The sequence below is a fragment of the Limnohabitans sp. INBF003 genome (assembly GCF_055396645.1).
The window spans coordinates 254203-276606 of sequence record NZ_AP029222.1 but is presented as its reverse complement, the minus strand read 5'-3'; the positions used below and the strand labels follow the sequence as shown (position 1 = coordinate 276606).

Genomic DNA, 22404 nt, shown 5'->3' with positions numbered 1-22404 from the left:
ACATGGGGGCTTCTTTGCAATCCGTTTTGGGGCGTGGTGCCGCGTTTGCGCGCATTGCTCAATTTCACCCCGAACTCACCGCCTTTCGGCGCGACCTGCACGCCCATCCCGAGCTGGGTTTTGAAGAGGTCTACACCTCGGGCCGCGTGGCCGAGATGCTCAAGGTCTGCGGCGTGGACAGCATCCACACCGGCATTGGCAAAACCGGCGTGGTGGCTTTGGTGCACGGTCAGGGCCGCGCGGCCAGCAACCCTGGCCGCATGATCGGCCTGCGCGCCGACATGGACGCGCTGCCGCTGACCGAGTTCAACGAATGCACCTGGAAGTCGGGCACACCTGGCCTGATGCATGGCTGCGGCCACGACGGCCACACCGCCATGCTGATGGGCGCAGCCCGTTACCTGGCCGAAACCCGGCGTTTTGACGGTACGGCCGTGCTGATTTTTCAGCCTGGTGAAGAAGGCTATGCGGGTGCGCGCGCCATGATGGAAGACGGCTTGTTCGAACGCTTCCCGTGCGAGCAGGTCTATGCCCAGCACAACTCGCCCGAAACACCTTTGGGCGTGATTGGCATCACCCCCGGCCCCATGCAGGCGGCGGTGGACCGGATCGAGATCCACATTCGCGGCAAAGGCGGCCATGGCGCACGCCCGCACCAGGCGATTGACCCGGTGGTGGTGGCGGGCCACATCATCACCGCCGCGCAAAGCGTGGTGTCACGCAGCCTGTCGGCTTTTGACCAAGCGGTGGTCAGCATCTGCTCGATGCAGGGCGGTCATCCCGGCGCCATGAGCGTGATTCCCGGTGAAGTGACCTTGGTGGGCACCGTGCGCACCTACAGCGAGAGCGTGCAAGACCAGATCGAAGAGCGCTTGCGCTCTTTGTGCACCGGCATAGCCCAAGGCTTTGGCGCCTCTGCCGAGTTGCACTACGAGCGCGTGTACCCTGCCACCGTGAACACCGTGCCCGAGGCGCAGTTTGCCTGCGATGTGGCCGCCGCTTTGGTGGGCGAAGACAAGGTCTGGCGCAACATGATGCCCAGCATGGGCGGTGAAGATTTTTCTTTCATGTTGCAGGCCAAGCCGGGTGCTTACATCCGCATCGGGCAAGGCTTGCCGCATGGCCCGGGGCCGCACCCGCTGCACAACAGCCGATACGACTTCAACGACGACATCTTGCCCTTGGGCGCTGCATTGCATGCCAGTTTGGTAGAGCAGGCCTTGCCTTTGTCAAAAGATTGATGTGCTTCAGTTTGGTTCAGTGAATTCATTCAACAAGGAGAAACCCATGGCTTTCAAACTCAACCCCCTCGTGGCCACTTTGGCCGCTGCGCTGGCCTTGTCGGCGGTGTCGGCTTCTGCTGTCACGGTGCGCATCGGCAACCAGGGCGATGCCTTGTCCATGGACCCGCACTCGCTCAACGAGTCCTTGCAAATCACCGTGGTCGAAAACGTTTATGAGACTTTGGTGTCTCGTGACGCCAATTACAAGCTCACCCCTTTGTTGGCCACCAGCTGGAAGCAGACCTCACCCACTGTGTGGCGTTTTGAGCTGCGCAAAGGCGTCAAATTCCATGATGGCACCCCCTTCACCGCTGATGATGTGATCTTCAGCTACGAACGCGCCAAGGGCGATGGCTCCGACATGAAGAGCTATGTCGGTCAGTTCAAAGAGATCAAGAAGATCAACGACCACACCATCGACATCATCACCACCGCGCCATTCCCCATCGTGCCTGAGTTGATCACGCATTGGGCCATCATGAGCAAGAAGTGGTGTGAAGAAAACCAGGCCACCAAGCCGGTGGACCGCCGCAAAGGCATTGAAAACGCGGCCTCTTTCCGCGCCAACGGCACAGGCCCGTTCATTGTGAAAGAGCGTCAGCCCAACGTGCAGACCCGTTTTGCACGCAATGGCAACTACTGGGGCAAGATCGCCGGCAACGTTGATGAAGTGATCTTCTCGGTCATTGGCAACGACGCCACCCGCGTGGCTGCCATGTTGTCTGGCGAGTTGGATGTGATGGAGCCGGTGCCCGTGCAAGACGTTGAACGTCTGAAAGCCAATGACAAGCTCAAGGTTTTGCAAGGCCCTGAATTGCGCGCCATCTTTTTGGGCATGGACCAAAAGCGTGACGAATTGCTGTACTCCAACATCAAAGGCAAAAACCCGTTCAAGGACATCCGCGTTCGCAAAGCTTTCTACCAGGCCATCGACATCGACACCATTAAAAACCGCGTGATGCGCGGTGCGGCCACGCCCTTGGCCTTGATGTTCCCGCCGCAAGTCAATGGCTTTGCGCCCGACTTGGCCAAGCGCTTGCCGTATGACGTCGAGGCTTCCAAAAAACTGTTGGCCGAAGCCGGTTACCCCAACGGTTTTGAAGTCAAGATGAACTGCCCGAACGACCGCTATGTCAACGATGCAGAGATTTGCCAAGCCGTCGCTGCCAACCTGGCCAAGGTGGGTGTCAAGATCAACCTCGAAGCCGAAACCAAAGGCACTTACTTCCCCAAAATCCTGAGCCGTAACACCAGCTTTTACATGCTGGGCTGGACGGCCAGCACGGTGGATGCGCACAACGTGCTGTACCCCATCATGTCCACGCCAGGTGACGGTGGTCGCGGCCAGTTCAACCTGGGTGCCTACAGCAACCCCAAGGTGGACGAGTTGACCGACAAGGTGGCTTCTGAAACCGATCAGAAAAAACGCAACGAAATGATCCGTGAAGCCATGAAGATCCACCAGGACGATGTGGGCCATCTGCCTTTGCACCAGCAAGCGCTGAACTGGGCCGTCAAGAAAAACATCGAGTTGGTGCAGTTTCCGGACAACGGCATGGCTTGGAAATTCATCACGGTCAAATAAACCATGAACGCACTGAAACGTTGGCTGAACAGCGACGTCGGGTACAGCTTCCGCCAATCGCCCATGGCGATGGTGGCAGCGGGCATCGCCTTCGTGTGTCTTTTTTGTTCGGTATTTGCCGGGTGGGTCTCGCCGACCAACCCCTTTGACCTGACCACGCTGGAGTTGAGCGATGCCCGCTTGCCCCCAGCCTGGCTGGAAGGCGGCACCACCAAGTTCTTGCTTGGCACTGACGATCAGGGGCGCGACATTTTGTCGGCCCTGATCTATGGTTCGCGCATCTCTCTGGTGGTGGGCATTGCTTCGGTGATTCTGTCTGTGGTGGTGGGTGTGGGCATGGGCTTGCTGGCAGGCTTCAAAGGCGGCTGGATTGACGCTTTGCTCATGCGCCTGTGCGATGTGATGCTGTCGTTTCCAGCCATCCTGGTGGCGTTGTTGATCGCAGGCGTGGGGCGTGCTTTGTTCCCCAACGCCAACGAGTCACTGGCCTTTGGTGTGTTGATCATCTCGATCTCGCTCACGGGCTGGGTGCAATACGCCCGCACGGTGCGCGGCACCACCTTGGTCGAGCGCAACAAAGAATACGTGCAAGCGGCCCGTGTGACGGGTGTTGCGCCCTTGCGCATCATGGTCAAGCATGTGTTGCCCAACGTGATGGGCCCGGTCATGGTGCTGGCCACCATCCAGGTGGCCACAGCCATCATCACCGAAGCCACGCTGTCGTTTTTGGGCGTGGGCGCACCGCCCACCTCGCCATCGCTCGGCACGCTCATTCGCGTGGGCAATGACTATTTGTTTTCGGGCGAGTGGTGGATCACGATTTTTCCGGGGCTGATGCTGGTGCTGATTGCGCTGTCGGTCAACTTGCTGGGTGACTGGCTGCGCGATGCGCTGAATCCGAGATTGCGATGAGTCTTTTAAAAGTCAAAAACCTGGTGGTGGAATTCCCCAGCCGCCATGGCACCTTGCGTGCACTGGACAATATTTCGTTTGACATCGCCCCCGGAGAAATTCTGGGTGTGGTGGGGGAATCGGGCGCAGGCAAATCACTCACGGGTGCCGCCATCATTGGCCTGCTGGAGCCACCGGGCCGCATCGCCGGGGGCGAGATTTTGCTGGAAGGCCAGCGCATTGACCACCTGAACGCCGATCAGATGCGCCACATTCGAGGCCGCAAAATCGGCGCGATTTTTCAAGACCCGCTGACCTCGCTCAACCCGCTGTACACCATTGGGCGGCAACTGACTGAGACCATTTTGGCCCACCTGCCGGTGACACCCCAAGAAGCACGCCAACGTGCCATTGACCTGCTCAAGGACACAGGCATTTCCGCCGCCGAAGAGCGCATCGACCATTACCCGCACCAGTTTTCTGGCGGCATGCGCCAGCGCGTGGTGATCGCCTTGGCCTTGGCCGCCGAGCCGCAACTGATCGTGGCCGACGAACCGACCACCGCGCTGGACGTGTCGATTCAGGCACAGATCATCAGCTTGCTCAAAAAGGTCTGCAAAGACCGCGGCGCTGCCGTGATGCTGATCACGCACGACATGGGCGTGATCGCCGAAACCTGTGACCGCGTGGCCGTGCTGTACGCCGGGCGTGTGGCCGAAATCGGCCCAGTCCACCAGGTCATCAACCACCCGGCCCACCCTTACACCGCAGGCCTGATGGCCTCGATCCCCGACATGGACAGTGACCGTGAACGCCTGAACCAGATTGACGGCGCCATGCCGCGCCTGAACGCCATCCCGCAAGGCTGCGCCTTCAACCCGCGCTGCCCCCAAGCTTTTGACCGCTGCCGCCAAGAGCGCCCAGAATTGGTCCAGGCCGGTGCCAACCAAGCCGCCTGCTGGCTGCACGATGGGAGTGCTGCATGAGCGAGACCAAACCCCAGCCCTTGGTCGTCGCGCACGACCTGGCCAAAACCTTTGACGTGTCGGCCCCTTGGCTGAACCGTGTGCTCGAGCGCAAACCCCGCCAGTTGCTGAACGCCGTAGACGGTGTGAGCTTCGAGATCGAGCGTGGCAAAACCCTGGCCCTGGTGGGTGAGTCCGGTTGCGGCAAAAGCACCGTGGCCCGCTTGCTGGTGGGCCTGTACGAGCCCACACGCGGTGGCTTGACCTTTGACGGGCAAGACGCCCATGCGGCCTTCAAGTCGTCCGACTCCCAAAAGATGCGCCAGCGCATCCAGATGATTTTTCAGGACCCTTATGCCAGCCTGAACCCGCGCTGGACAGTGGAAGCCATCATTGGTGAACCGCTGAGCGAGCATGGGCTGATCAAGGATGCCGGTGAGCTGAAAGACCGCGTGGCCGAGCTGCTGAAGTCGGTGGGCTTGTCACCGCTCGACATGGTCAAGTACCCGCACCAGTTCTCAGGCGGTCAGCGTCAGCGCATCTCGATTGCCCGTGCACTGGCCACCGCGCCCGAGTTTTTGGTGTGTGACGAGCCGACCTCGGCGCTGGATGTGAGCGTGCAAGCGCAGGTGCTCAACATCATGAAAGACCTGCAACGCGAGCGGGGCCTGACGTATCTGTTCATCAGCCACAACCTGGCTGTGGTGCGCCACGTGAGCGACCAGGTGGGCGTGATGTATTTGGGCCGACTGGTCGAGCTGGCCGACAAGCACACCCTGTTTGGCAACCCGCAGCATCCGTATACCAAGATGCTGCTGGACGCGATTCCCAAAATGCACGATACCGGCCGTGCCCGAACCCCCGTGCAAGGCGAAGTGCCCAACCCGCTCAACCCGCCAAGCGGTTGCACCTTCCATCCGCGTTGCCCACAGGCTACCGACATCTGCCGTGCCGAACGCCCGCCGTTGCGCGAGTTCAAAGGTATCAAGATCGCTTGTCACGCGGTGGTGTGACGCAGATTTGACCGTTATTGCTTTGCAGTGAGTGCGAGCTTATACTACCCAAATTATTTGTGGGAGTATAAGATGCAGCGCTGGTACGAACACTTGCCTGCCTCGGCACAGGCAGCATTTGCCAACTTGGTGCCTGCGGCTCAGACGATCAGTCTGAACCGCACGGTGGCAGATTTGCCTGGTGGATTTACCCACAAAAAACTGGGGAAGATGACTTATTGGTACTACCAGTTCAAGTCTTTAGATGGAAAAACCAGACAAATTTACCTGGGCAATGACTCAGAAAGTTTGAGGGGATTGATGGCAGCCTTTAAGGCGCAGCCCTCTCACACCGAGGCATTGGCACACCTGGGCCGTTTATGCCGCTCCGCCATTGAACTGGGGGCAAACGCCATAGGCCGCACCCATTACCGGATACTGCAGAGATTGGCTGACCATGGTTTTTTCCATGCCGGTGGCATCCTCATTGGAACGCATGCTTTTTTGGCCTATCAAAACCACTTTGGCATCCGTTGGTCAGAAGGCAATCAAACGCTGGACATCGACTTTGCCCATCCTGGCAACAACCTCTCGATTGCGATGCCCGACGGGCTCAAGATGGATGCACGCAGTGTGATCGAGTCTTTGGAGATGGGTTTCATCCCCAACGTATCGCAAACGACATTCACCAAGCAAAATGAGCCTGATCTGCAGCTGGATTTTGTGACGCCCAAGGTCAACACCACCGATGCCCCAATCCGCGTCCATGCTCTGAACCTGAGCATGCAGCCCCTTCAATTTATGAATTTTTCAATGGACGCGACCATGCAGGCCGTCTTGATTTCACGCAATGGCCCTGTTGCCGTCAACGTGCCCAAAGCAGAACGGTACGCCCTGCACAAATTGATCGTTTTTGGAGAGCGCCCACCCGAATTACAAGTCAAAGCTCAGAAAGACATCGCACAGGCAGCCAGCCTGATTGCTTACCTCCAAGACAACGAACCAGATGCCTTGGATGAGGCTTGGGAAATGATTCAACGCAGTGGCAAAGGTTGGGTAAGCCGATGCGCGCGCGGCGCAGCGTACCTGCAAGCACGGTATCCAGACATCCAATTGGATTTCATCAAAGCGCTTTAATTAATGCGTAAAATTTTGGCCATTATTAATGATCCTTTTATTTGATGACCGAATTCTTGGACTTTAACTTCTCCTCGGCCGAGGAGATATCACTGGCCTTGGCGCAGCGATTAAAACGCCTGCGGATTCAAAAAGAGATTGCCCAAGCCGACATGGCCGAGCGCATAGGTGTGTCTCGCAGCACGCTCAATACGCTCGAAAACACCGGCAAAGTTTCGGTGATCGCCTGGATCAAACTGGTCCAGTGCCTTGGTCAAGAGGGGCAATTGCAGCCCTTGTTCAAACCCGTTGTCGCGTCTATTGCGGACATGGTGCAGCAACAAAAACCGGCTCGCCAGCGTGTTTCTCGCACGCGCCGCATTCGGAAGGCAACGCCGTGAGAACAATGCAAGTCCGTTATGAAGGCTGGGGTGAGAACTGGCGATGAGCGTGAGGTGCAAAACCAGTGGCCCGCACTTGTCGAGTCCTTTGATATCCGGCGAGCGACACGCCAGAGAATGCACCAGGTCGTCATCCGTCAACGCGAAGCGTTGGAAAAATATGGCCATCTCACCAGAGATCGGCCTTCTGGCGCTGACTGATTGCTCTGGCTACATTGGCCACTCTGTCTGGTGCCGCAATGGCCCAGTCTTCCGTGACCATCTACGGTACTTTGGACGTCAGCGCTGGCAAACTCAAAGGCGGTGAATTTGGTGTCAACAACGGCATCAACTATGTGGTTCCTGCTTCGCAGTCTGCTACAGCCTTGACCAACGCTGTTGGCAAGAGCTTCCTGTCCACCAGCGTTCTGGGCTTCCGCGGCGTGGAAGACCTGGGCGGCGGTATGAAGGCCACCTTCAACCTGCAAACTGGCGGCCTGGACTTGTCCAACGGCAACCCTGCACTGGCATTTAGCCGTGAAGCCAACCTGGGCCTGGAAACTGGCGCTGGTAACTTCAAATTTGGTCGTTCTGTCAGCACCGCAACCAGCGTGATGGGCCGTTATGACCTGAACGGTATCTCTGGTTCCGCTCCAACTGCAGTGTTGGGCGCAAACGTCGTGAACTGGTACGCTTCTTCACGCCGTAGCGATCAAATCGAGTACACATCGCCTGCTTTCAATGGCTTCACTGCTCGTGTTTCTTACATTGCCAAAGGCGATGCCAGCGCTGACCACACCTTTGGCTCTGCAGCTGGCTTCTCGGCCACCAGCACTGCTGCCGGTACTGCCACTACGATTGCAAACTACAAAGACCGCATCACCGCTGGCGTGAACTATGAGCAAGGTCCTCTGAGCATCGGTGCTGTTTACGAAACCAAAAACTCTGATCTGCCTGTCACTCGTGATGCATATGCTTTGGGTGCTTCCTATGACCTCGGCGTTGCTAAGGTTTCTGCAAGCTACAACCAGAATGCTACTAAGGGTGGCAATACCGGCTCTACAGGTTCAAACTTGTTGGGCGGTGCCAACTACATTGGTACCACGGTGCTGCATAGCGCTGCTGCTGCAACATCCGGCAAGGGCTGGGGCATCGGTGTTTCCGCTCCCATCGGCGCTCTGACTGTGGGCGTGCAATACGCAGAAAACACAGAGAACAAGACAAAAGCAACAGAACTGTTTGCTAACTACTCTTTGAGCAAGCGCACCACCGTGTACGCCAACTACGGCATGACATCTGGTGTTGTGGCTCGTGCTGCTGATGCTGCTCCTTCGACTGTTACCAACGCTCTGCGTCTGGGTGCTATTCCTGCTGACCCAACCATGTTCAACGTTGGCATGCGCCACACTTTCTAATTCAATTCTGTCGTAAGACAGTTTAAAATTTCAAAGAATAAAACCCACCGTGAAAACACGGTGGGTTTTTTGTTGGAACGCTTGGTATAAGCAATTCAGGCAGTTGGAACATGGCGCAAGGCGTGGGACAAATGCCCACTCCAGTGCCAGATCACTGCCAGACGCAGGTTTTCCGCTGTGGTGGCTGACTCAGCATCACAGCAATCTCCCAAACCATCAACAACCACAACAATGTCATGCCACTTTGGCGCTACAGCCAGCACAATTATTTTGTGTTCGATGAGCTGGACAAGTTGTCTATTGGTGCACAGTAGTCGCTTTGCTCCACCATGGACTTGCCGCGCTGCATGTACTTCTTCACGACCAACTACCTCAGCAAGATCGATCCTGACATTGTGAATCGTTGTCACCTCGTAGAAATGAACCAAATCACCACACCCAGCGCCCATGTCCCACTGGGGCAAAACATCTTGCAGAACATGGGAATTGTTGCAGGTGTCGTGAGTGACACGACACTGCAAGGTTTTGCTGCCAAGGCACGGGGTTCGCTACGCGATTACATGCATGCTGTAGTTATGGAAGGCATCATGAACGATGGGTTGTTGCCCTAATAGCCACTGTAGTTTTTCAGGACACTTCTCCAAGCCTGCCTTGTGCAGGCTTTTTTACGAGCGTCGTCTCACACGACACCTTGTGCGCCGTTGTTTCATCACTGCAGCGCCAGCGTGCAGGCAAGAAAAACCCACCGTGTTGCCACGGTGGGTTTTATTCTTTGAAATTTTAAACTGTCTTACGACAGAATTGAATTAGAAAGTGTGGCGAATGCCAACAGCAGTGGTGCTGTATTTGACGGTGTCGTTAGGTGTAACGGAAACGTCTTTGAACTTCGTCTGACCGATGTAAGAGTAAGCAGTTGTGCGTTTGCTCAATGCGTATGTCAAGCCCAGCTGGTAAGCGCTCAACTTGGTATCGTCAACACCGTCAACTTTGATCGTGCCGTTGCCAACGGTGGCCATAGCAGTAAGAGCACCGAATGGCACGCTGACTGCAAAGTTATTTGCAGACCATTTTGCGTTGAAAGTTGTGTCATTAGCTTTGGTGCTGTTGTTCAAATATGCAACTTTTGCAACGCCGAAGTCATAAGAAGCAGACAAAGCGTTGGCTTTCCATGAATCTGCACCTGCAATTGCTGCAATGTCAAACGCAGCGCCTGCTAAATCACGTGCCAGCACGCTTGTGTTTTTCACTTTTTCATAAGCATATGCCAAAGCCAATGGGCCATTGGCATAGTTCAGGCCAAAAGAGGTTTGTTCATTCTCTTTAGCAGAACCGTTGAGTTGAGCAGTTTCGCCAAAACCAATTTGAGCAGATGCACTGAAGCCGTTGAACGCTGGCGACGTGTATGTGATGGCGTTAGATTGACGAACGCGGCTGTCCATGCCACCGATCCAGCCTGCAGCTGTCACGTTGCCGATCAAGTCAGCACCACCTTGCACGGCATGGTGCAGTGTGTATTGGCGACCCAGATTCACGGAACCAAAACCACCTGCCAAGCCAACATACGACTGACGGTTAGCCATAGACGTTGTCGATTCATCAGGCTGGACGCTGTATTCCATCAGGAAGTTGGCTGTCAAGCCACCACCCAGGTCTTCGGTGCCTTTGAAGCCCAAACGGCTGCCAGATGCGATGCTGTTCAAGCCAGCTTGTTTGACTGTGTTGGTGCCATTAGTCAATTTGATGGTGTTGTAGCCGAGGTCAGCAACACCGTACAAAGTCACTGTGGACTGAGCGAAAGAAGCGGTGGCTGCCAATGTAGCCAGAGCAAGAGTTGCGAGATTTCGACAAGGAAATTCCAAGAATTTTTAAGAGTGCCACAAGGTTTTTCCAGTCTGCAAGTGACACTTGTTGCATGCCTTCTAGCCTGCAATTCTTCAGCGTACTGCATGTCTTTTTCGCAGCATGGCAGGTAGCGGATGACCACGGAATTGACTCGTTGAAACTGCGCCTGAAAATCGCGCCCACCGCTTTTGTGTGCGGTTGCATTTGCGATGTACAACAGTACGCTTGAGTGATGTTGACCCATTTCACCGCAGCCGCAGCCAACGACCCAGTGCTGCGCACACAGGAGCGCGAACGCACTGTGCCAATCCCCTCAACCATCACGCCAGTGCCAGGCTATCCCCGCAAACTTTGCGTGTTCAAAATGGCGGCCAGCAAGTATTGGCAAGTGCGCTGTTGGATTGCAGGAACAACCCACAGACGCAGCACACGCACACAAAGCCTGCGCATGGCGCAAAGTTTTGCACGCGACTTTTATGAGCAACTGCTAGCGCAGTCTGCCAGCTTGCGCACTGAACCAACGCCAACACAAGGTGTCGTTTTACACGTCACCACCACAGTCAAACCCCAGAAAACATTTGCAGCGATGGCTTCGCAGATGATGGCCAATGAGCGAGCACGTGTTGAGCGAGGCGAGCTTTCTGCTGCTGGATTAAAAATCATGCGCAACAGACTGGATGCGCACATCTTGGAGCGTTGGGGCAAGCTGTCGCCCGCAGAAATTGATTATTCGCAATTGCTCACCTTCACGCAGTTTCTCAGCAAAACTTTTTCAACCACCACTGTCAGCCAATACTTGGTGGTAGTGCGAAAGATACTGACCATGGCCGTGGCAGTGGGCGCATTAGAAAAGTTGCCAGAATTTCCCAAGATCAAAGTACAAACAAACTCACGCGGTGCATTCACGCCCACAGAGTACTGGCGCATCATGCGCACTGCACGCAAGCTGCAATACACACGCCACCCAGACAGCGACCTCATGCTGCGCAAGAACTATCGCTTGCGCACACCAGAATGCACCATGCCACCAGATGTTGCATGGGTGATTGGTTTCATGGTCAACAGCTTCATACGGCCCAGTGATTTGAAAACACTCAAGCACAGGCATGTGGAAGTGGTGCGCAATGACAACACCTATTTGCGGCTCACACTGCCAGAGACCAAAAGCCATGGTCGACCCATTGTGACGCTGCAGCCTGCTGTGCGCATTTACCAGCAGCTGACCAAGCACCACAGTGCAAAGAACTTGGCTGGACCAGACAATTACTTGTTTTTGCCGCACCTGCGAGATCGTGCCTATGCGCACTGCGTGCTGGCGTTTCACTTCAACTGGGTGTTGGCACGCACAGGACTAAAACTGGGTGCACATGGACAAGAGCGCAGCCTGTACAGCCTGCGACACTCCAGCATCACCTTTCGCTTGCTGTACGGGCAGGGAATTGACTTGTTGACACTGGCACGCAATGCACGCACCAGCGTGGACATGATCAACCAGCACTACGCCAGCACGGTGACTGCGGAGCAGAACATTGGCATGCTGCAAAGTCGCCGCAAACGTCAACCCAGCCCGTGATTTACTTCTTGAAGCCTTCGCGCAGCTTCACGCTGGCGGTTTCAATCTGTGGGTCCAGTTCACCATTGCGCACAGCATCAATCACAGTGTCCAGCACTGCGCACAGGTTGGCGACATCGCCCACGTCAATGGCAGTTTTTCCTTTTTGTAATTCAATCTGCTTGCTGCCATAGTTGATTGCCAGCAAACACTCGCCCTTTTCTCCAGTCCAAAACCAAGGCTTGATGCGCACGGGCACCTGTTTTGAGATGCGTGCGCCAGTGTCAGCGTCTTTGAATGAGCGGTAGCGTGTGGGCGTGTAGTGCAGCCCTTGTGCCTGTGCATCTGCCAGCATGCGTTGCTCGCCCAGTTTGATCAAGAGTTTGTTGCGACGTTTGACCACTGTGGGCAGTGCACGGGTTTTACGTGCTGCGGTCAACTTCAATGTGTTCAAGATGGCTGTCATGTGCTTTTCCTTTCGAATGTTGATAAAGCACAGACAATTTTGTGATCATTTGAAAAAACGGACGACCAGAAACCCGTGAGCATGGCGGGTCATTGGCTGTGCATGATGCGAGGTGACGTTTCGCACGACACGCAACGTCCAGTTACGGGACGTTGGGCGTGACGCTGGTGGTCTGCTGCGCTGCGGCTACGGCCTTCTGCGCCTTGCTGATCTTTTGGCGCTGGCGTTCTGCAGCCAGTGCATCCGCTGCCCTGTCTTTGGTGGCTTGGAGACTATCAATGCGCTGCTGCTCTGGTGTTTTGGGCTTGATCACGACTTCATGTATTTGCATGCAGGTATTTATGCCAAATATCGCCACGAAAAAAGCATGGTCTTATTTGGCATTCATAAATACTTGTATGGAAACATTCAAGAACATCGCGGACAGACGCAAAACAGATGCATGGCTCAAAAGCAATGGCATTGGTGCCAATCAAATCTATGTGGGCACTGCTGAGCTGTTTCAAGCGCAAAAGTTGGCCACAAACACGCTGAAAAATCATGTCAAGTTGCTGGAGCAAAACCAAGCAGCCACGCTGAACAATTTTCTGCGTGCAGCCAATGGCGCCAAGCGCGGCAAGATCACGCAAGGTCAGTGCTTCAAGGTCTTGAACATCACCAAACAAGCTCAGCGCAAATACGCCAAGTTGATCAAAAGGAAATTGGGCAGCGCTGGCTGATCTGCAGCTGAGGAATTCATGCGAGTAAGTCACTCGCTAAAAAATGGCAAAAACGCGGGTTGGAATATGACGGCTAATGACCCCGCCCTACACACATCGTCGTAAAGGTGTGTGAGCAATAGGTGATGCCGCAGAGTGGTTGCGATGCGCAACTGGGAGTTTCAATACATCTGTCTCCCTTAAAACTCTTTTACGAGCGTGTAGTACGACTCAACTCAAATGACACTACACGACACGGCGGCTGATAGCACCAGAGTGGCTCTCGTGCTATAGCCGTCGTGTGTCCAATCTAATCTAAATGAGCCCAATACCCCTCCCATCACTGCGTGATGTTCGGCTTCGTTCACAGCTGCTCACATGTCTGCTCAAGAAAAAATCAGTGCAGAGCATGATGCAGAGCGAAAGCGATGCATCATGCGAGTGCACAGCGAACGCCAGTTCGCTTGGGGTTTGTGCAATCACTTCAATACTCAGTGGGCAACATCAGCACCCAATGCTCACTGTCCCAGCAGGCATAAATGGTCACTGAAGCCATGGGGAAATCTGTGTAACCAATCACTTGAGTTGCGTGCTCGTGACCGCGACCATCTTCGTAGGTCATGACAGCATGAGTGTTCGTTACATGCATGCGCACGAGCACAAACCAATCGCCTGTGCCAATCTCGTGCAAATGGCTGGCAATGGCATCCATGAGCCAATAGGCACCTGCTGCGTCTGCGAGGTATTTGGTGCCATCTGTCAGCAAGCACCTGCGAGTGATGCGGTAGTAACGCTCAGTGCCTGTAAACAGGGCGAGCTGGGCAGGGTCAAAGTCATTCATTTCAGATGCGGTTTCATGGTGAACATGAGCGCAGTGTTGGCTCTCTTATGCTCATGCGCGACCTGTAACCCGTGAGCGCTGCGGGGCATGCATGCAAGTGTGGACACTGCGCTAGCAAAAAAGCACTGCTAGCGCAGTGTCCACACTACAGCAGCCCACACCTCAAATCAGCGCTATGTGCAGCGATCGCCCTGACCCAGCACCCCAAGTAGCTGGAACCCCGCACAAGCGCTGCAGCGCTGTTTTATGCAATCGCTGGCGAGATGAAGCGCAGATCCCACAACACGCAGACAACTCGATATAAATACAGCACCAAATGAAAACACGATTAGGTTTACCACATTGAAATCATTACAGGATTTTGTCCTGCCATTTTTTCGGGACATTGGTCGCCCAAAAACATCAAACCAAACACACTAAAAGGACTGCAACGATTTGACTAACACCACACACATCATGAGCCAAGCCAAAACACTGACCCCACAAGAAATCGACCAAGTGCTGCACTACATCGCCCCGCGCAGCTACGCCATGCGCAATCGCGTGATGTTTTTGACAGGGCTGTGGTCAGGCATGAGGGTGGGAGAAATAGCCAGCCTCTCAGTTGGCGATGTGCGCAACACAGACGGCACCGTACGTGCGGAAATACGCCTCACAGCAGAGCAGACCAAGGGACGACATCCGCGCACAGTGTTTCTGCCGCAGAAACTGCGCGATGAGTTGCGAGTGTATTTCGACATGCGTGGCATGGTGCCTGCCACCAACCCCTTGTTCATCACTGCGGGGCGCAAGCGCTTCAGCGCCAACGTGATGGCGCAACACTTTCACTACCTGTTCAAACGTGCAGGCATTGCTGGCGCAAGCTCACATTCGATGAGGAGGTCGTTCATCACACTCTTGGCATCACGGGGCATTGGCGTGCGTGTGTTGGCTGAATTGGCAGGGCACCGCAGCATTGCAGTGACCCAAAAATACATCGACGTCAACGACGACATGAAGCGCAACGCTGTGGAAATGGTCTGATGCAAGGTGTCGTTTTACACGACACTCACTCTTTGTGCCGCCAACTCTTTTCTCGTGTGCCACGGTCAATCCATTCATGGTCATCAGTAGAGGGGAAACGCCCCTCTGACGCATGCGCAACCAAGTTCTTTGCCTTGCCCAAATACTCGCTGACGATCAATGCCATTTGCAGATGCTTGTCGCGAACATCAGCGCCCAAATCTCCATGCTTGACCACGTAGCGAGGATTGAGCGAAAGCTGCTCGCCAATGTCATACAGCGCTGCATCTGGGTTCTTGCTCCATTGCTCGTAAACGCACACGTAAAGGTTCAATGAAACGCTGGTCAGTTTGCTTGACCGCAGCCTACCAGTGGCGCTGCTGTGTTTCCAGCGATCGAATCTTTTGTACTCTGGATGATGCTGTCTCAGCAGATCGTCAAACTGATCTTTGAGCGTGGCAGGCGATACGGTCAAGGGGATTTCCAGCACCAGCTTGTCCACATCACCCTCCGCACTGCTTTGCTGCTGAATATCTATGCGTTTGAAGTCCCCTTTTTCCATGAACAGCTCATAGCCACGGTCCAGCCACCATGAGTCAAATGTGGTGTTGCGCAAATCCCCAAATCGTTCATAGGTTTGTTGCTGCTCATCACTACGCCAAGTGCCTGTAGCCAACGCCTGAGCTGTGTATGGCGAAAGCTTGAGGCAGCGATACCAAGTTTCATACATGGTTCCACGGGCTATCTCCAATGCCTCAGGCACTGTGTGACGCCTAAATCTCACATCCTCTGGGAACCCTTTGAAGAAGAACGCCAACTTAGGTAGATCGCTGGTTTTCATAAACCCTAAATACTTTGGTACGCAAAAAACTACAGTTCATTTCAACGCAGCAACAAACCTCTTTATCAACCCGCTGCGCCACGAAAGGAACCACCATGACTAACGTCATCGCCCAATCTACCACCATCAATGCTGCTGAGTTCGCTCACGCCATGCCTGCACCTGTCGTGAAAAACGACACTGCAACCCCATCCCAGCCCAGCATCAAGCTGGGCACATTGGGTGTACCAGCGACCGTCACAGTTGGCAACACCTCCACAGCGGTGCCACAAAACAAGCTGGTTGTGATGGAACAGGCACGCATGAGCTGGGAAACCACTGAACTTGCTGCCTCCAACAAGCGCCTGTACAGCATCCTCAAAGATGCCTATAGCTACTACCTTGTGCTGAAACTGGACTCCAGCAAAGAAATCCGCAAAGCTCGTGCAGAGGAACTTGATGCCTTCATCGCCGAACGCAAATACACCTTCATGCCCAGCACGCATGACATGACTCGCGTGGTCAAGTGTGTGTTTGGCGTTGATCGTCGCCGTGTCAGCGCCTACAGCATCGCTCTGCGTGAAGCACTGCGACAAGACGTTGCGGCGATTGATCTCGTTGCCTTCATTGAGCAGAACGGTGGGGTTGAGCAAATCCGCATGGGTGGCACAAAACCCCTGTCAGTGACCAAGCGTGCCGAAAAGGCTGCTAAAGAAGTTAAGAGCACTGAGCTGGGCATGCTCAAGTTTGACCCGTCCATGTTCGCAGCAAACGCTGACTGGGCTGATCAGCAAGTGGTCATCGTTGCCACCTATCTGCCCACTGGTGAGTTTCAAGCCAATGCAGTAATTAAGCATGCAAGCGCGGTCAACGCCGCACTGGCTGCCTACTACAGCCAGCAGCAAGCCAAAGTTCGTGAAACAGCCAAAGCTGAGCGTGAAGCTGAAGAAGAAGCATCAGCAGCAATCAAGGCTGCAGAAAAAGAAAAAGCCAAGCAAGCAAAGCTTGACAAGCAAAAGGCATCTGTCGCCGAAGAAATCGCTGCTTCAGCACAGCAAGCAGCTCAGGCAGCACACAACGCAACCTTGTTTGCTGCAGCCTGAACGACCACAAGGGGAGTGAACCTCCCCGCACTAAACCTATATTTTGGAGGTACACATGAACGGACTTACACCCAACTGCTTGGATGACTTTTTGTTTTCCAACCCCACAGATCGCCAGAAACTGGAACTGATCCTGCAGCGCAAACTGCCTTTTCCCTTTGGGGGCAAAAGCGGCATCTTGCTGCACGGCACATGGGGCACAGGTAAATCCACGCTTGCCCAGTTGCTGCCAGGCTTGCTGGAAACAGCCTACTCAGGCACTTGGAACTTGGCGCAAGGCGTGGGACAAATGCCCACTCCAGTGCCAGATCACTGCCAGACACAGGTGTTTCGCTGTGGTGGAGGACTCAGCATTACAGCGATTTCCCAAACCATCAACAACCACAACAATGTCATGCCTCTTTGGCACTATAGCCAGCACGATTATTTTGTGTTCGATGAGTTGGACAAGTTGACCATTGGTGCACAGCAATCGCTGCGCTCGACCATGGACTTGAAGCGCTGCATGTATTTTTTCACAACCAACTACCTCAGCAAGATTGACTCTGGCATTGTGAATCGCTGTCACCTCGTGGAGATGAACCAAATCACCACGCCCAGCGCCTATGTCCCAATGGGGCAAAGCATCTTGCAGAACATGGGGGTTGGCGCAGGTGTCGTGAGTGACAGGACACTGGAAGGCTTTGCTGCCAAGGCACGGGGTTCGCTGCGCGATTACACCCATGCTGTTGTCATGGAAGGCATCATGAACGATGGGCTGCTGCCCTGATAGACACTGTCGTTTTTCACGACACTCATACCAAGCCCGCCATTGTGCGGGCTTTTTTACGTGAGTGTGGACAGCTGCGCTATTAGCGCAGCTGTCGTTTCACACGACACCACACATCACGCGGCACTCAAACCAGCTGCACAGCACGCCGCACGCCAGCACCGTTAACGAAGCGGCACTGGAGCAGGTCGTGCACAGCTTGTAGGGCTTGCAGCAGGTAGCCCGCCAAAGCATTGGGTTTCTGGTCGCCCAAATCGCCAATCGAAAACACACTGTGTCCATAGCAACCCACAAAGGACACAGCCATGCACAAAGATTACGACCTCTCCCGCTTATCCCTGTTCACAGGAACAGAGCACTACCATCGACTCAATCGCAAATGCCTGCTCACAGATGGAGCAAAATATCTTGCGGAAGGCGCAGGAGCGTTTTGGCTCATGGATGCCGCCGCCAGCTACCTGATCGAACTGGGCACAGATGACTGGTTTGTCATGGTCAGGCTTGTGGTCAACAGCTCCAGTGCAGTGTTGACACTGGAAGATCGCAATGGACATGCCCGTGCACGGCAGGAAATCCCGTACACGGATTTCCCCTTGAACCAGCAAACCCTGTACGCCTGCTGGGATGGCGAGCATTGGGTCGTGATGCTGCCCAGCGAATATTGAGTGTCGTTTCTCACGACACCGTGAGTGCAGTTATTTGCTGACTGCAACGCACAGCGAGCAGGCAAGAAAAAAACCCACCGTGTTGCCACGGTGGGTTTTTAGTCTTTTAAACCTCAACTGGCTTGCGCCAGCGGGGGATTAGAAAGTGTGAGCAATGCCAACGCCAGTTTCTTTAGCGTCGTTAGCCGACACTGTAGAACCGTTGACGGCTTTGTTGCTGTACGCGAAGTAAGCTGTAGTGCGCTTGCTCAGAGCATAGTTAGCACCCAGTTGTGTGTGCTTGGTTTCGTTAGCAGAGAAAGAACCGTTGACGGTTGCTTTGCGAACGCCGTAACCCACGCCCAACGACAGTGCTGCGCTGACAGGCACGCTGGCCGACAGAACGTAGGAGTTGGTGTTGGCTTTGGTGTCAGACTTGGAAGTCTGGTAGATGGCACCGATCTTGGCAACGCCCAGGTCGTAGTTGGCAGCGTAGGAAGTCACTTTTGCGTTGGTAGAACCCAAGGACTCTTGGTAGTTGGTGTAGTCAACTGCAGCTGTGAAAGGACCGTTGGCGTACACAGCACCGATGGCGGAAGGTGTGTTTTGCTTGGTCGAAGTTGCAGCAGGAGTGGCCACAGCAACGATGCCGTTTGTGCCGTCTGTCACGGTTGTGCTAGCAGAACCAGCAACCAAGCCAGCGTAGTTTTGTGGCGTCACGCCAACGTAAGCGGTGAAACCGCCGAAAGTAGGGGTGGCGTAAGCGACCGAATTAGAACGGATGTTACCGACGTACACAGCGTCTTTGCCGCTGTCATCAAAGCCAGTGATGGCTTTCACGCCAGACACGTTACCAGCGCCCAACACAACGTTGGAAGCACCGTTCAGGTCACGACCGATTTTGACGGTACCGAAGCCACCGGACAAAGTTGCGAACATTTGGCGATCACCAAAGTTTTGCAAAGAGTTGCCATTCAAACTTGTGGAAGCAGCGCCGCCAGCACTTGTCCAGCCGTACATGCCTTGTTGCACTGTGAAAGAAGCCTTCAAGCCACCGCCCAAGTCCTCAGTGCCAGCCAATGTGATGGCACCGGAAGCGCGACCGAGGTCTTGACGAGTTGGAGCGCCGCCGTAGGCAACGTTACCAGCTGTCAAAGCCAAAGAGCCAGACAAAGCCACGGTGGATTGTGCGAAAGCAGCGCCTGTGGCAGCAACAGCAGCCAGAGCAATCAGAGTTTTTTTCATTGCAAGTTTCTCCAAAGTTTAAAAAAGAGCTTGGGGTTCGTGGGGTGAGAATCACCTGTCTAAACACTAAGCCAACCTCCAATTTCGGAAGGTTGGGTGTATTGCACCAGAGCGGACGGCCTTTTCCAAGGAATTCACGGAATAAAGGTCTTTTTCGTTGCATTGTTGCAACAAGCCCACTCCACGCACCCTCAAATCGAATTAATTTTTAATATTTTTCTCAATAAATTCAACGACTTCCAGTGACTGTCAAATCCATCAAATGAAACATCAAAACAGGCGTGTAAGCCCACGAACGGCCTGCCCAAGCCTGACTGCTTTACAGTCTTGTTATCTATTGGTGCTTATTCCCCATGACCCTCAACGCTTTGATTTTGGCCGCTGACAGTGCTCTGCGCACCTTGTGGGCCGAGCCCCGCGCCAGCCGCCCCACCCCGCAAGCCGCGGCCTTGCCCATTGAGATGTCGGACGCCGAGCGTCGCGAAGCTGCTGCATTGATGCGGGTGAACCATGTGGGCGAGGTGTGCGCTCAAGCGCTGTACACCGGCCAAGCCCTGGCTTGCCAAAAACCGGCACTGCGCGCTCAGTTGGCGGAGGCCAGCCGCGAAGAGACCGACCACCTGGCCTGGACGAAGCAGCGCCTAGATGACCTGAACGACCGCCCCTCGCTCTTGAACCCGCTTTGGTACGCGGGAGCCTTTGCCATTGGGTATGCCGCAGGCAAGCTGGGCGGCGACCAGGTGAGTTTGGGCTTTGTGGTCGAAACCGAACGCCAGGTGGAAGCCCATCTGCAAAGCCACATGGACCGCTTGCCAGCGGCCGACAGCGCATCACGCGCCATCGTGGCGCAAATGAAAGCCGACGAGATCGCTCATGCCCAAATGGCCATGAAAGCAGGTGCGGTGGAGCTGCCCGGCCCGGTCAAGGCCCTGATGCAGGCCGCCGCCAAGGTGATGATCACCGTGGCACACCGGGTTTAAGGGGGTAACGCTCCGTCAGCTTTGCACGTCCACCAGCTCAAAACTGGTGGTGATCTCGGCGCTTTTACCAAGCACGGTGCTGGGTCCCCCAATAAATCTTGAGGCAGGCCATCAACCCAACAAATTTTCTGTCCGCAGCTTGAATCTTTCTACGGTCTTAGCCAGCATGCCCACGTGCGCGTGTGCTGCGTACAAGGCCATGTGCAAGGTTTCTGCACGGTCGATGTATTCGTGCACCATCAAATTGCGAAGCTTTCTCACGGCCAGCCAATCGTCGGCACCCTCAATCAGCCCCAAGCGCTCAGCGCGATCCAGGTTTTCAAGCACCGCGCCAACGCTCTCCTCCATGGCTTTGAGCCATGCGGGCAACAGCTTGTCGCCCAGCAAGTCTTGCAATCGCCCAAACCGGGCGACAAAAGCATCTACCCGCTCTGAAAAGTCAATGTCCGCCAGCTGCGTCACCAAGCCTTCCGGGTTGAAGGGCCTGCCAAAGAGCCTTTGATCTGTTTGTTGCAAATGCAGTAATTCGGCCTGCGCCGTTTTCAACAGTCCCGACAAGCGTTCGCGATCTCCCGTGGCAAGCTTATCTTTGAGGCTTTTCAAATGTATGGTCATGACAGCAAAACGCCTTCTGAAAGCGCCACCAGATCGACGGGCAAAATCTGGTGTTTCGTATCGAGCAAGCGCACATCCACTTTACGGCCCTCGAGTTTTCTTTGTAAATGTGCTGCCAGCAAAGAGGCTTCCCAGAGAGGGTTGTCGACTCCGCCCTGGACACGAATGTGCAAATCGATGTCCCCGCCTTTGACCGCATCGTCCAAGCGCGAACCAAACAAGCGCACCTGCGCCTGATCACCAAAACGCTGCAAAACAGCTTGCTGGATGATGGCTTGGGATTGGGCTGACAGTCGCATGGCGGTTAATTGTGAACGCAGGGACGAAGCGTAACGGATTCAGCCGACTTCCACCATATCGAAACTGGTCGTGATCTCGGCCGTTTTGCCCAGCATGATGCTGGCCGAGCAGTATTTGTCGTGGCTCATGGCAATGGCCCGCTCCACGGCGCTGGCGGTCACGCCTTTGGCCGTGACGGTGAAGTGCATGTTGATGCGGGTGAAGACCTTGGGGTCGACCTCGGCACGTTCGCTGCTGATCTTGACACTGCAGCCGCGCACGTCGTGGCGGCCACGCTTCAAGATGAGCACCACGTCATAAGCCGTGCAGCCGCCCGTGCCTGCCAACAGCATTTCCATGGGGCGGGGCGCGAGGTTTTGGCCACCGTTTTCAGGCTTGGCGGCATCGGGGGCACCGTCCATGTTGACGATGTGGCCGGAGCCGGTTTCGGCCACAAAACCCATGCCGGAGCGGGTGCCGGCAGCGCCGGTCCAGGTGACTGTGCATTCCATAAGTGCTTTCTTGGCAGTGGCACGGCAGCTTTGCGCATGCATGCCTGATGAATAAATTGGAAGCGGATCGTAAACCGGATTGCTCTGTCCATCTTTGCAAGTTTTTGCAATTTGGTACACACAGCTTGCTGCAACGCAACAAATATCCGGCTAAAATCTGCACACGCGTGCTTTTTTGCATGCACCTTTTGTCTCCTCCACCCTCTGAAAAGGTGGATTTGCCCCAAGCCGCAAGGCTCGGGGCATTTTTTTTGCGCAAATTCTTTGAGTACTTTTAAAGTAACAATGGTTTAATCTTTTCTTCTTATCGGGTCACTTTGAATCAAAAGTGACAAAAGGAAAGATTTATGCGCATTGCTCGAAACACCTTCAAAACCAACTTTCGGTCACTGAAAATCGAACGACATCA

Annotated in this window: 26 protein-coding genes; 16 read left to right on the top strand and 10 right to left on the bottom strand. The window is 54.8% G+C overall.

Annotated elements, in window-relative coordinates; translation table 11 throughout:
• Window positions 1-2: 2 nt before the first annotated feature.
• The 9 genes from ACZ5VE_RS01335 (at window position 3) to ACZ5VE_RS01295 (ending at window position 9238) form a co-directional block, all read left to right on the top strand.
• A complete protein-coding gene (locus ACZ5VE_RS01335) occupies window positions 3-1241 on the top strand; it encodes a M20 aminoacylase family protein (protein WP_464456296.1) in 1239 nt (412 codons plus the stop codon).
• A gap of 46 nt (window positions 1242-1287) precedes the next feature.
• Complete coding sequence (locus tag ACZ5VE_RS01330) at window positions 1288-2868, top strand: ABC transporter substrate-binding protein (protein WP_464456295.1); 1581 nt, start codon at window positions 1288-1290, stop codon at window positions 2866-2868.
• Window positions 2869-2871: 3 nt separating this feature from the next.
• Window positions 2872-3780: an ABC transporter permease gene (locus ACZ5VE_RS01325; protein ID WP_464456294.1), complete on the top strand. Its 909-nt coding sequence runs from the start codon at window positions 2872-2874 to the stop codon at window positions 3778-3780.
• Entirely contained in the window at window positions 3777-4745 is a 969-nt protein-coding gene (locus ACZ5VE_RS01320) for an ABC transporter ATP-binding protein (protein ID WP_464456293.1), read from the top strand. Before ACZ5VE_RS01325 ends, ACZ5VE_RS01320 begins: the two co-directional genes overlap by 4 nt.
• Window positions 4742-5737 (top strand): ABC transporter ATP-binding protein, encoded by a 996-nt coding sequence (locus ACZ5VE_RS01315; protein WP_464456292.1) that lies wholly within the window; start codon window positions 4742-4744, stop codon window positions 5735-5737. The genes ACZ5VE_RS01320 and ACZ5VE_RS01315 overlap by 4 nt, the downstream gene beginning before the upstream one ends.
• 72 nt (window positions 5738-5809) lie before the next feature.
• Window positions 5810-6853 carry a GSU2403 family nucleotidyltransferase fold protein gene (locus tag ACZ5VE_RS01310; protein ID WP_464456291.1) on the top strand — a complete coding sequence of 348 codons (1044 nt, stop codon included), beginning with the start codon at window positions 5810-5812 and terminating at the stop codon, window positions 6851-6853.
• A gap of 44 nt (window positions 6854-6897) precedes the next feature.
• Window positions 6898-7233: a helix-turn-helix transcriptional regulator gene (locus tag ACZ5VE_RS01305; RefSeq protein WP_464456290.1), complete on the top strand. Its 336-nt coding sequence runs from the start codon at window positions 6898-6900 to the stop codon at window positions 7231-7233.
• A 215-nt stretch (window positions 7234-7448) separates the two neighbouring features.
• Window positions 7449-8627: a porin gene (locus ACZ5VE_RS01300; protein ID WP_464456289.1), complete on the top strand. Its 1179-nt coding sequence runs from the start codon at window positions 7449-7451 to the stop codon at window positions 8625-8627.
• A gap of 329 nt (window positions 8628-8956) precedes the next feature.
• Window positions 8957-9238 (top strand): hypothetical protein, encoded by a 282-nt coding sequence (locus ACZ5VE_RS01295; protein WP_464456288.1) that lies wholly within the window; start codon window positions 8957-8959, stop codon window positions 9236-9238.
• 195 nt (window positions 9239-9433) lie between these two features.
• Here the strand turns inward: ACZ5VE_RS01295 and ACZ5VE_RS01290 are convergent, their stop codons facing one another.
• A complete protein-coding gene (locus ACZ5VE_RS01290; protein ID WP_464456287.1) occupies window positions 9434-10486 on the bottom strand; it encodes a porin in 1053 nt (350 codons plus the stop codon).
• A gap of 215 nt (window positions 10487-10701) precedes the next feature.
• Between ACZ5VE_RS01290 and ACZ5VE_RS01285 the strand changes: the two genes are divergently transcribed.
• Window positions 10702-12042, top strand: a complete 1341-nt coding sequence (locus ACZ5VE_RS01285) for a phage integrase SAM-like domain-containing protein (protein ID WP_464456286.1) — start codon at window positions 10702-10704, stop codon at window positions 12040-12042.
• A gap of 1 nt (window position 12043) precedes the next feature.
• Here ACZ5VE_RS01285 and ACZ5VE_RS01280 read toward each other — a convergent pair whose 3' ends face one another.
• Together ACZ5VE_RS01280 and ACZ5VE_RS01275 are read right to left on the bottom strand one after the other, a co-directional pair.
• Window positions 12044-12487, bottom strand: coding sequence for a DUF6641 family protein (locus tag ACZ5VE_RS01280; RefSeq protein ID WP_464456285.1), 444 nt, complete (start codon window positions 12485-12487; stop codon window positions 12044-12046).
• Window positions 12488-12629: 142 nt separating this feature from the next.
• Window positions 12630-12818 (bottom strand): hypothetical protein, encoded by a 189-nt coding sequence (locus tag ACZ5VE_RS01275; protein ID WP_464456284.1) that lies wholly within the window; start codon window positions 12816-12818, stop codon window positions 12630-12632.
• On the opposite strand from ACZ5VE_RS01275, the gene ACZ5VE_RS01270 reads away from it, so the two are divergent.
• Window positions 12817-13206: a hypothetical protein gene (locus ACZ5VE_RS01270; RefSeq protein ID WP_464456283.1), complete on the top strand. Its 390-nt coding sequence runs from the start codon at window positions 12817-12819 to the stop codon at window positions 13204-13206. The genes ACZ5VE_RS01275 and ACZ5VE_RS01270 overlap by 2 nt on opposite strands.
• A gap of 463 nt (window positions 13207-13669) precedes the next feature.
• On the opposite strand, the gene ACZ5VE_RS01265 is transcribed toward ACZ5VE_RS01270, so the two are convergent.
• On the bottom strand, window positions 13670-14026 hold the full coding sequence (locus ACZ5VE_RS01265) for a DUF6876 family protein (RefSeq protein WP_464456282.1): 357 nt from the start codon (window positions 14024-14026) through the stop codon (window positions 13670-13672).
• A 456-nt stretch (window positions 14027-14482) separates the two neighbouring features.
• On the opposite strand from ACZ5VE_RS01265, the gene ACZ5VE_RS01260 reads away from it, so the two are divergent.
• On the top strand, window positions 14483-15049 hold the full coding sequence (locus ACZ5VE_RS01260) for a tyrosine-type recombinase/integrase (RefSeq protein WP_464456281.1): 567 nt from the start codon (window positions 14483-14485) through the stop codon (window positions 15047-15049).
• Between the two features lie 25 nt (window positions 15050-15074).
• On the opposite strand, the gene ACZ5VE_RS01255 is transcribed toward ACZ5VE_RS01260, so the two are convergent.
• Window positions 15075-15758, bottom strand: a complete 684-nt coding sequence (locus ACZ5VE_RS01255) for a hypothetical protein (RefSeq protein ID WP_464456280.1) — start codon at window positions 15756-15758, stop codon at window positions 15075-15077.
• 206 nt (window positions 15759-15964) lie between these two features.
• Here ACZ5VE_RS01255 and ACZ5VE_RS01250 point away from each other — a divergent pair, with 206 nt between their 5' ends.
• The gene (locus tag ACZ5VE_RS01250; protein ID WP_464456279.1) at window positions 15965-16951 is read left to right on the top strand and encodes a hypothetical protein; all 987 of its coding nucleotides are present in this window, start codon (window positions 15965-15967) and stop codon (window positions 16949-16951) included.
• 55 nt (window positions 16952-17006) lie between these two features.
• A complete protein-coding gene (locus tag ACZ5VE_RS01245; RefSeq protein WP_464456278.1) occupies window positions 17007-17720 on the top strand; it encodes a P-loop NTPase family protein in 714 nt (237 codons plus the stop codon).
• Window positions 17721-17847: 127 nt separating this feature from the next.
• Here ACZ5VE_RS01245 and ACZ5VE_RS01240 read toward each other — a convergent pair whose 3' ends face one another.
• Window positions 17848-18027 (bottom strand): hypothetical protein, encoded by a 180-nt coding sequence (locus ACZ5VE_RS01240; protein WP_464456277.1) that lies wholly within the window; start codon window positions 18025-18027, stop codon window positions 17848-17850.
• Here ACZ5VE_RS01240 and ACZ5VE_RS01235 point away from each other — a divergent pair.
• A complete protein-coding gene (locus tag ACZ5VE_RS01235) occupies window positions 18026-18385 on the top strand; it encodes a DUF6876 family protein (protein ID WP_464456276.1) in 360 nt (119 codons plus the stop codon). The genes ACZ5VE_RS01240 and ACZ5VE_RS01235 overlap by 2 nt on opposite strands.
• 138 nt (window positions 18386-18523) lie before the next feature.
• On the opposite strand, the gene ACZ5VE_RS01230 is transcribed toward ACZ5VE_RS01235, so the two are convergent.
• Window positions 18524-19609: a porin gene (locus ACZ5VE_RS01230; protein WP_464456275.1), complete on the bottom strand. Its 1086-nt coding sequence runs from the start codon at window positions 19607-19609 to the stop codon at window positions 18524-18526.
• A 353-nt stretch (window positions 19610-19962) separates the two neighbouring features.
• Between ACZ5VE_RS01230 and coq7 the strand changes: the two genes are divergently transcribed.
• A complete protein-coding gene (gene coq7 / locus ACZ5VE_RS01225; protein ID WP_464456274.1) occupies window positions 19963-20589 on the top strand; it encodes a 2-polyprenyl-3-methyl-6-methoxy-1,4-benzoquinone monooxygenase in 627 nt (208 codons plus the stop codon).
• A gap of 111 nt (window positions 20590-20700) precedes the next feature.
• On the opposite strand, the gene ACZ5VE_RS01220 is transcribed toward coq7, so the two are convergent.
• From ACZ5VE_RS01220 to ACZ5VE_RS01210, 3 genes are read right to left on the bottom strand one after another with little or no spacing between them, the layout of a single operon-like run.
• On the bottom strand, window positions 20701-21204 hold the full coding sequence (locus ACZ5VE_RS01220; protein ID WP_464456273.1) for a hypothetical protein: 504 nt from the start codon (window positions 21202-21204) through the stop codon (window positions 20701-20703).
• Entirely contained in the window at window positions 21201-21503 is a 303-nt protein-coding gene (locus ACZ5VE_RS01215) for a nucleotidyltransferase domain-containing protein (RefSeq protein WP_464456272.1), read from the bottom strand. Before ACZ5VE_RS01215 ends, ACZ5VE_RS01220 begins: the two co-directional genes overlap by 4 nt.
• A 39-nt stretch (window positions 21504-21542) precedes the next feature.
• A complete protein-coding gene (locus ACZ5VE_RS01210; RefSeq protein ID WP_464456271.1) occupies window positions 21543-21995 on the bottom strand; it encodes an OsmC family protein in 453 nt (150 codons plus the stop codon).
• Between the last annotated feature and the right edge of the window lie 409 nt (window positions 21996-22404).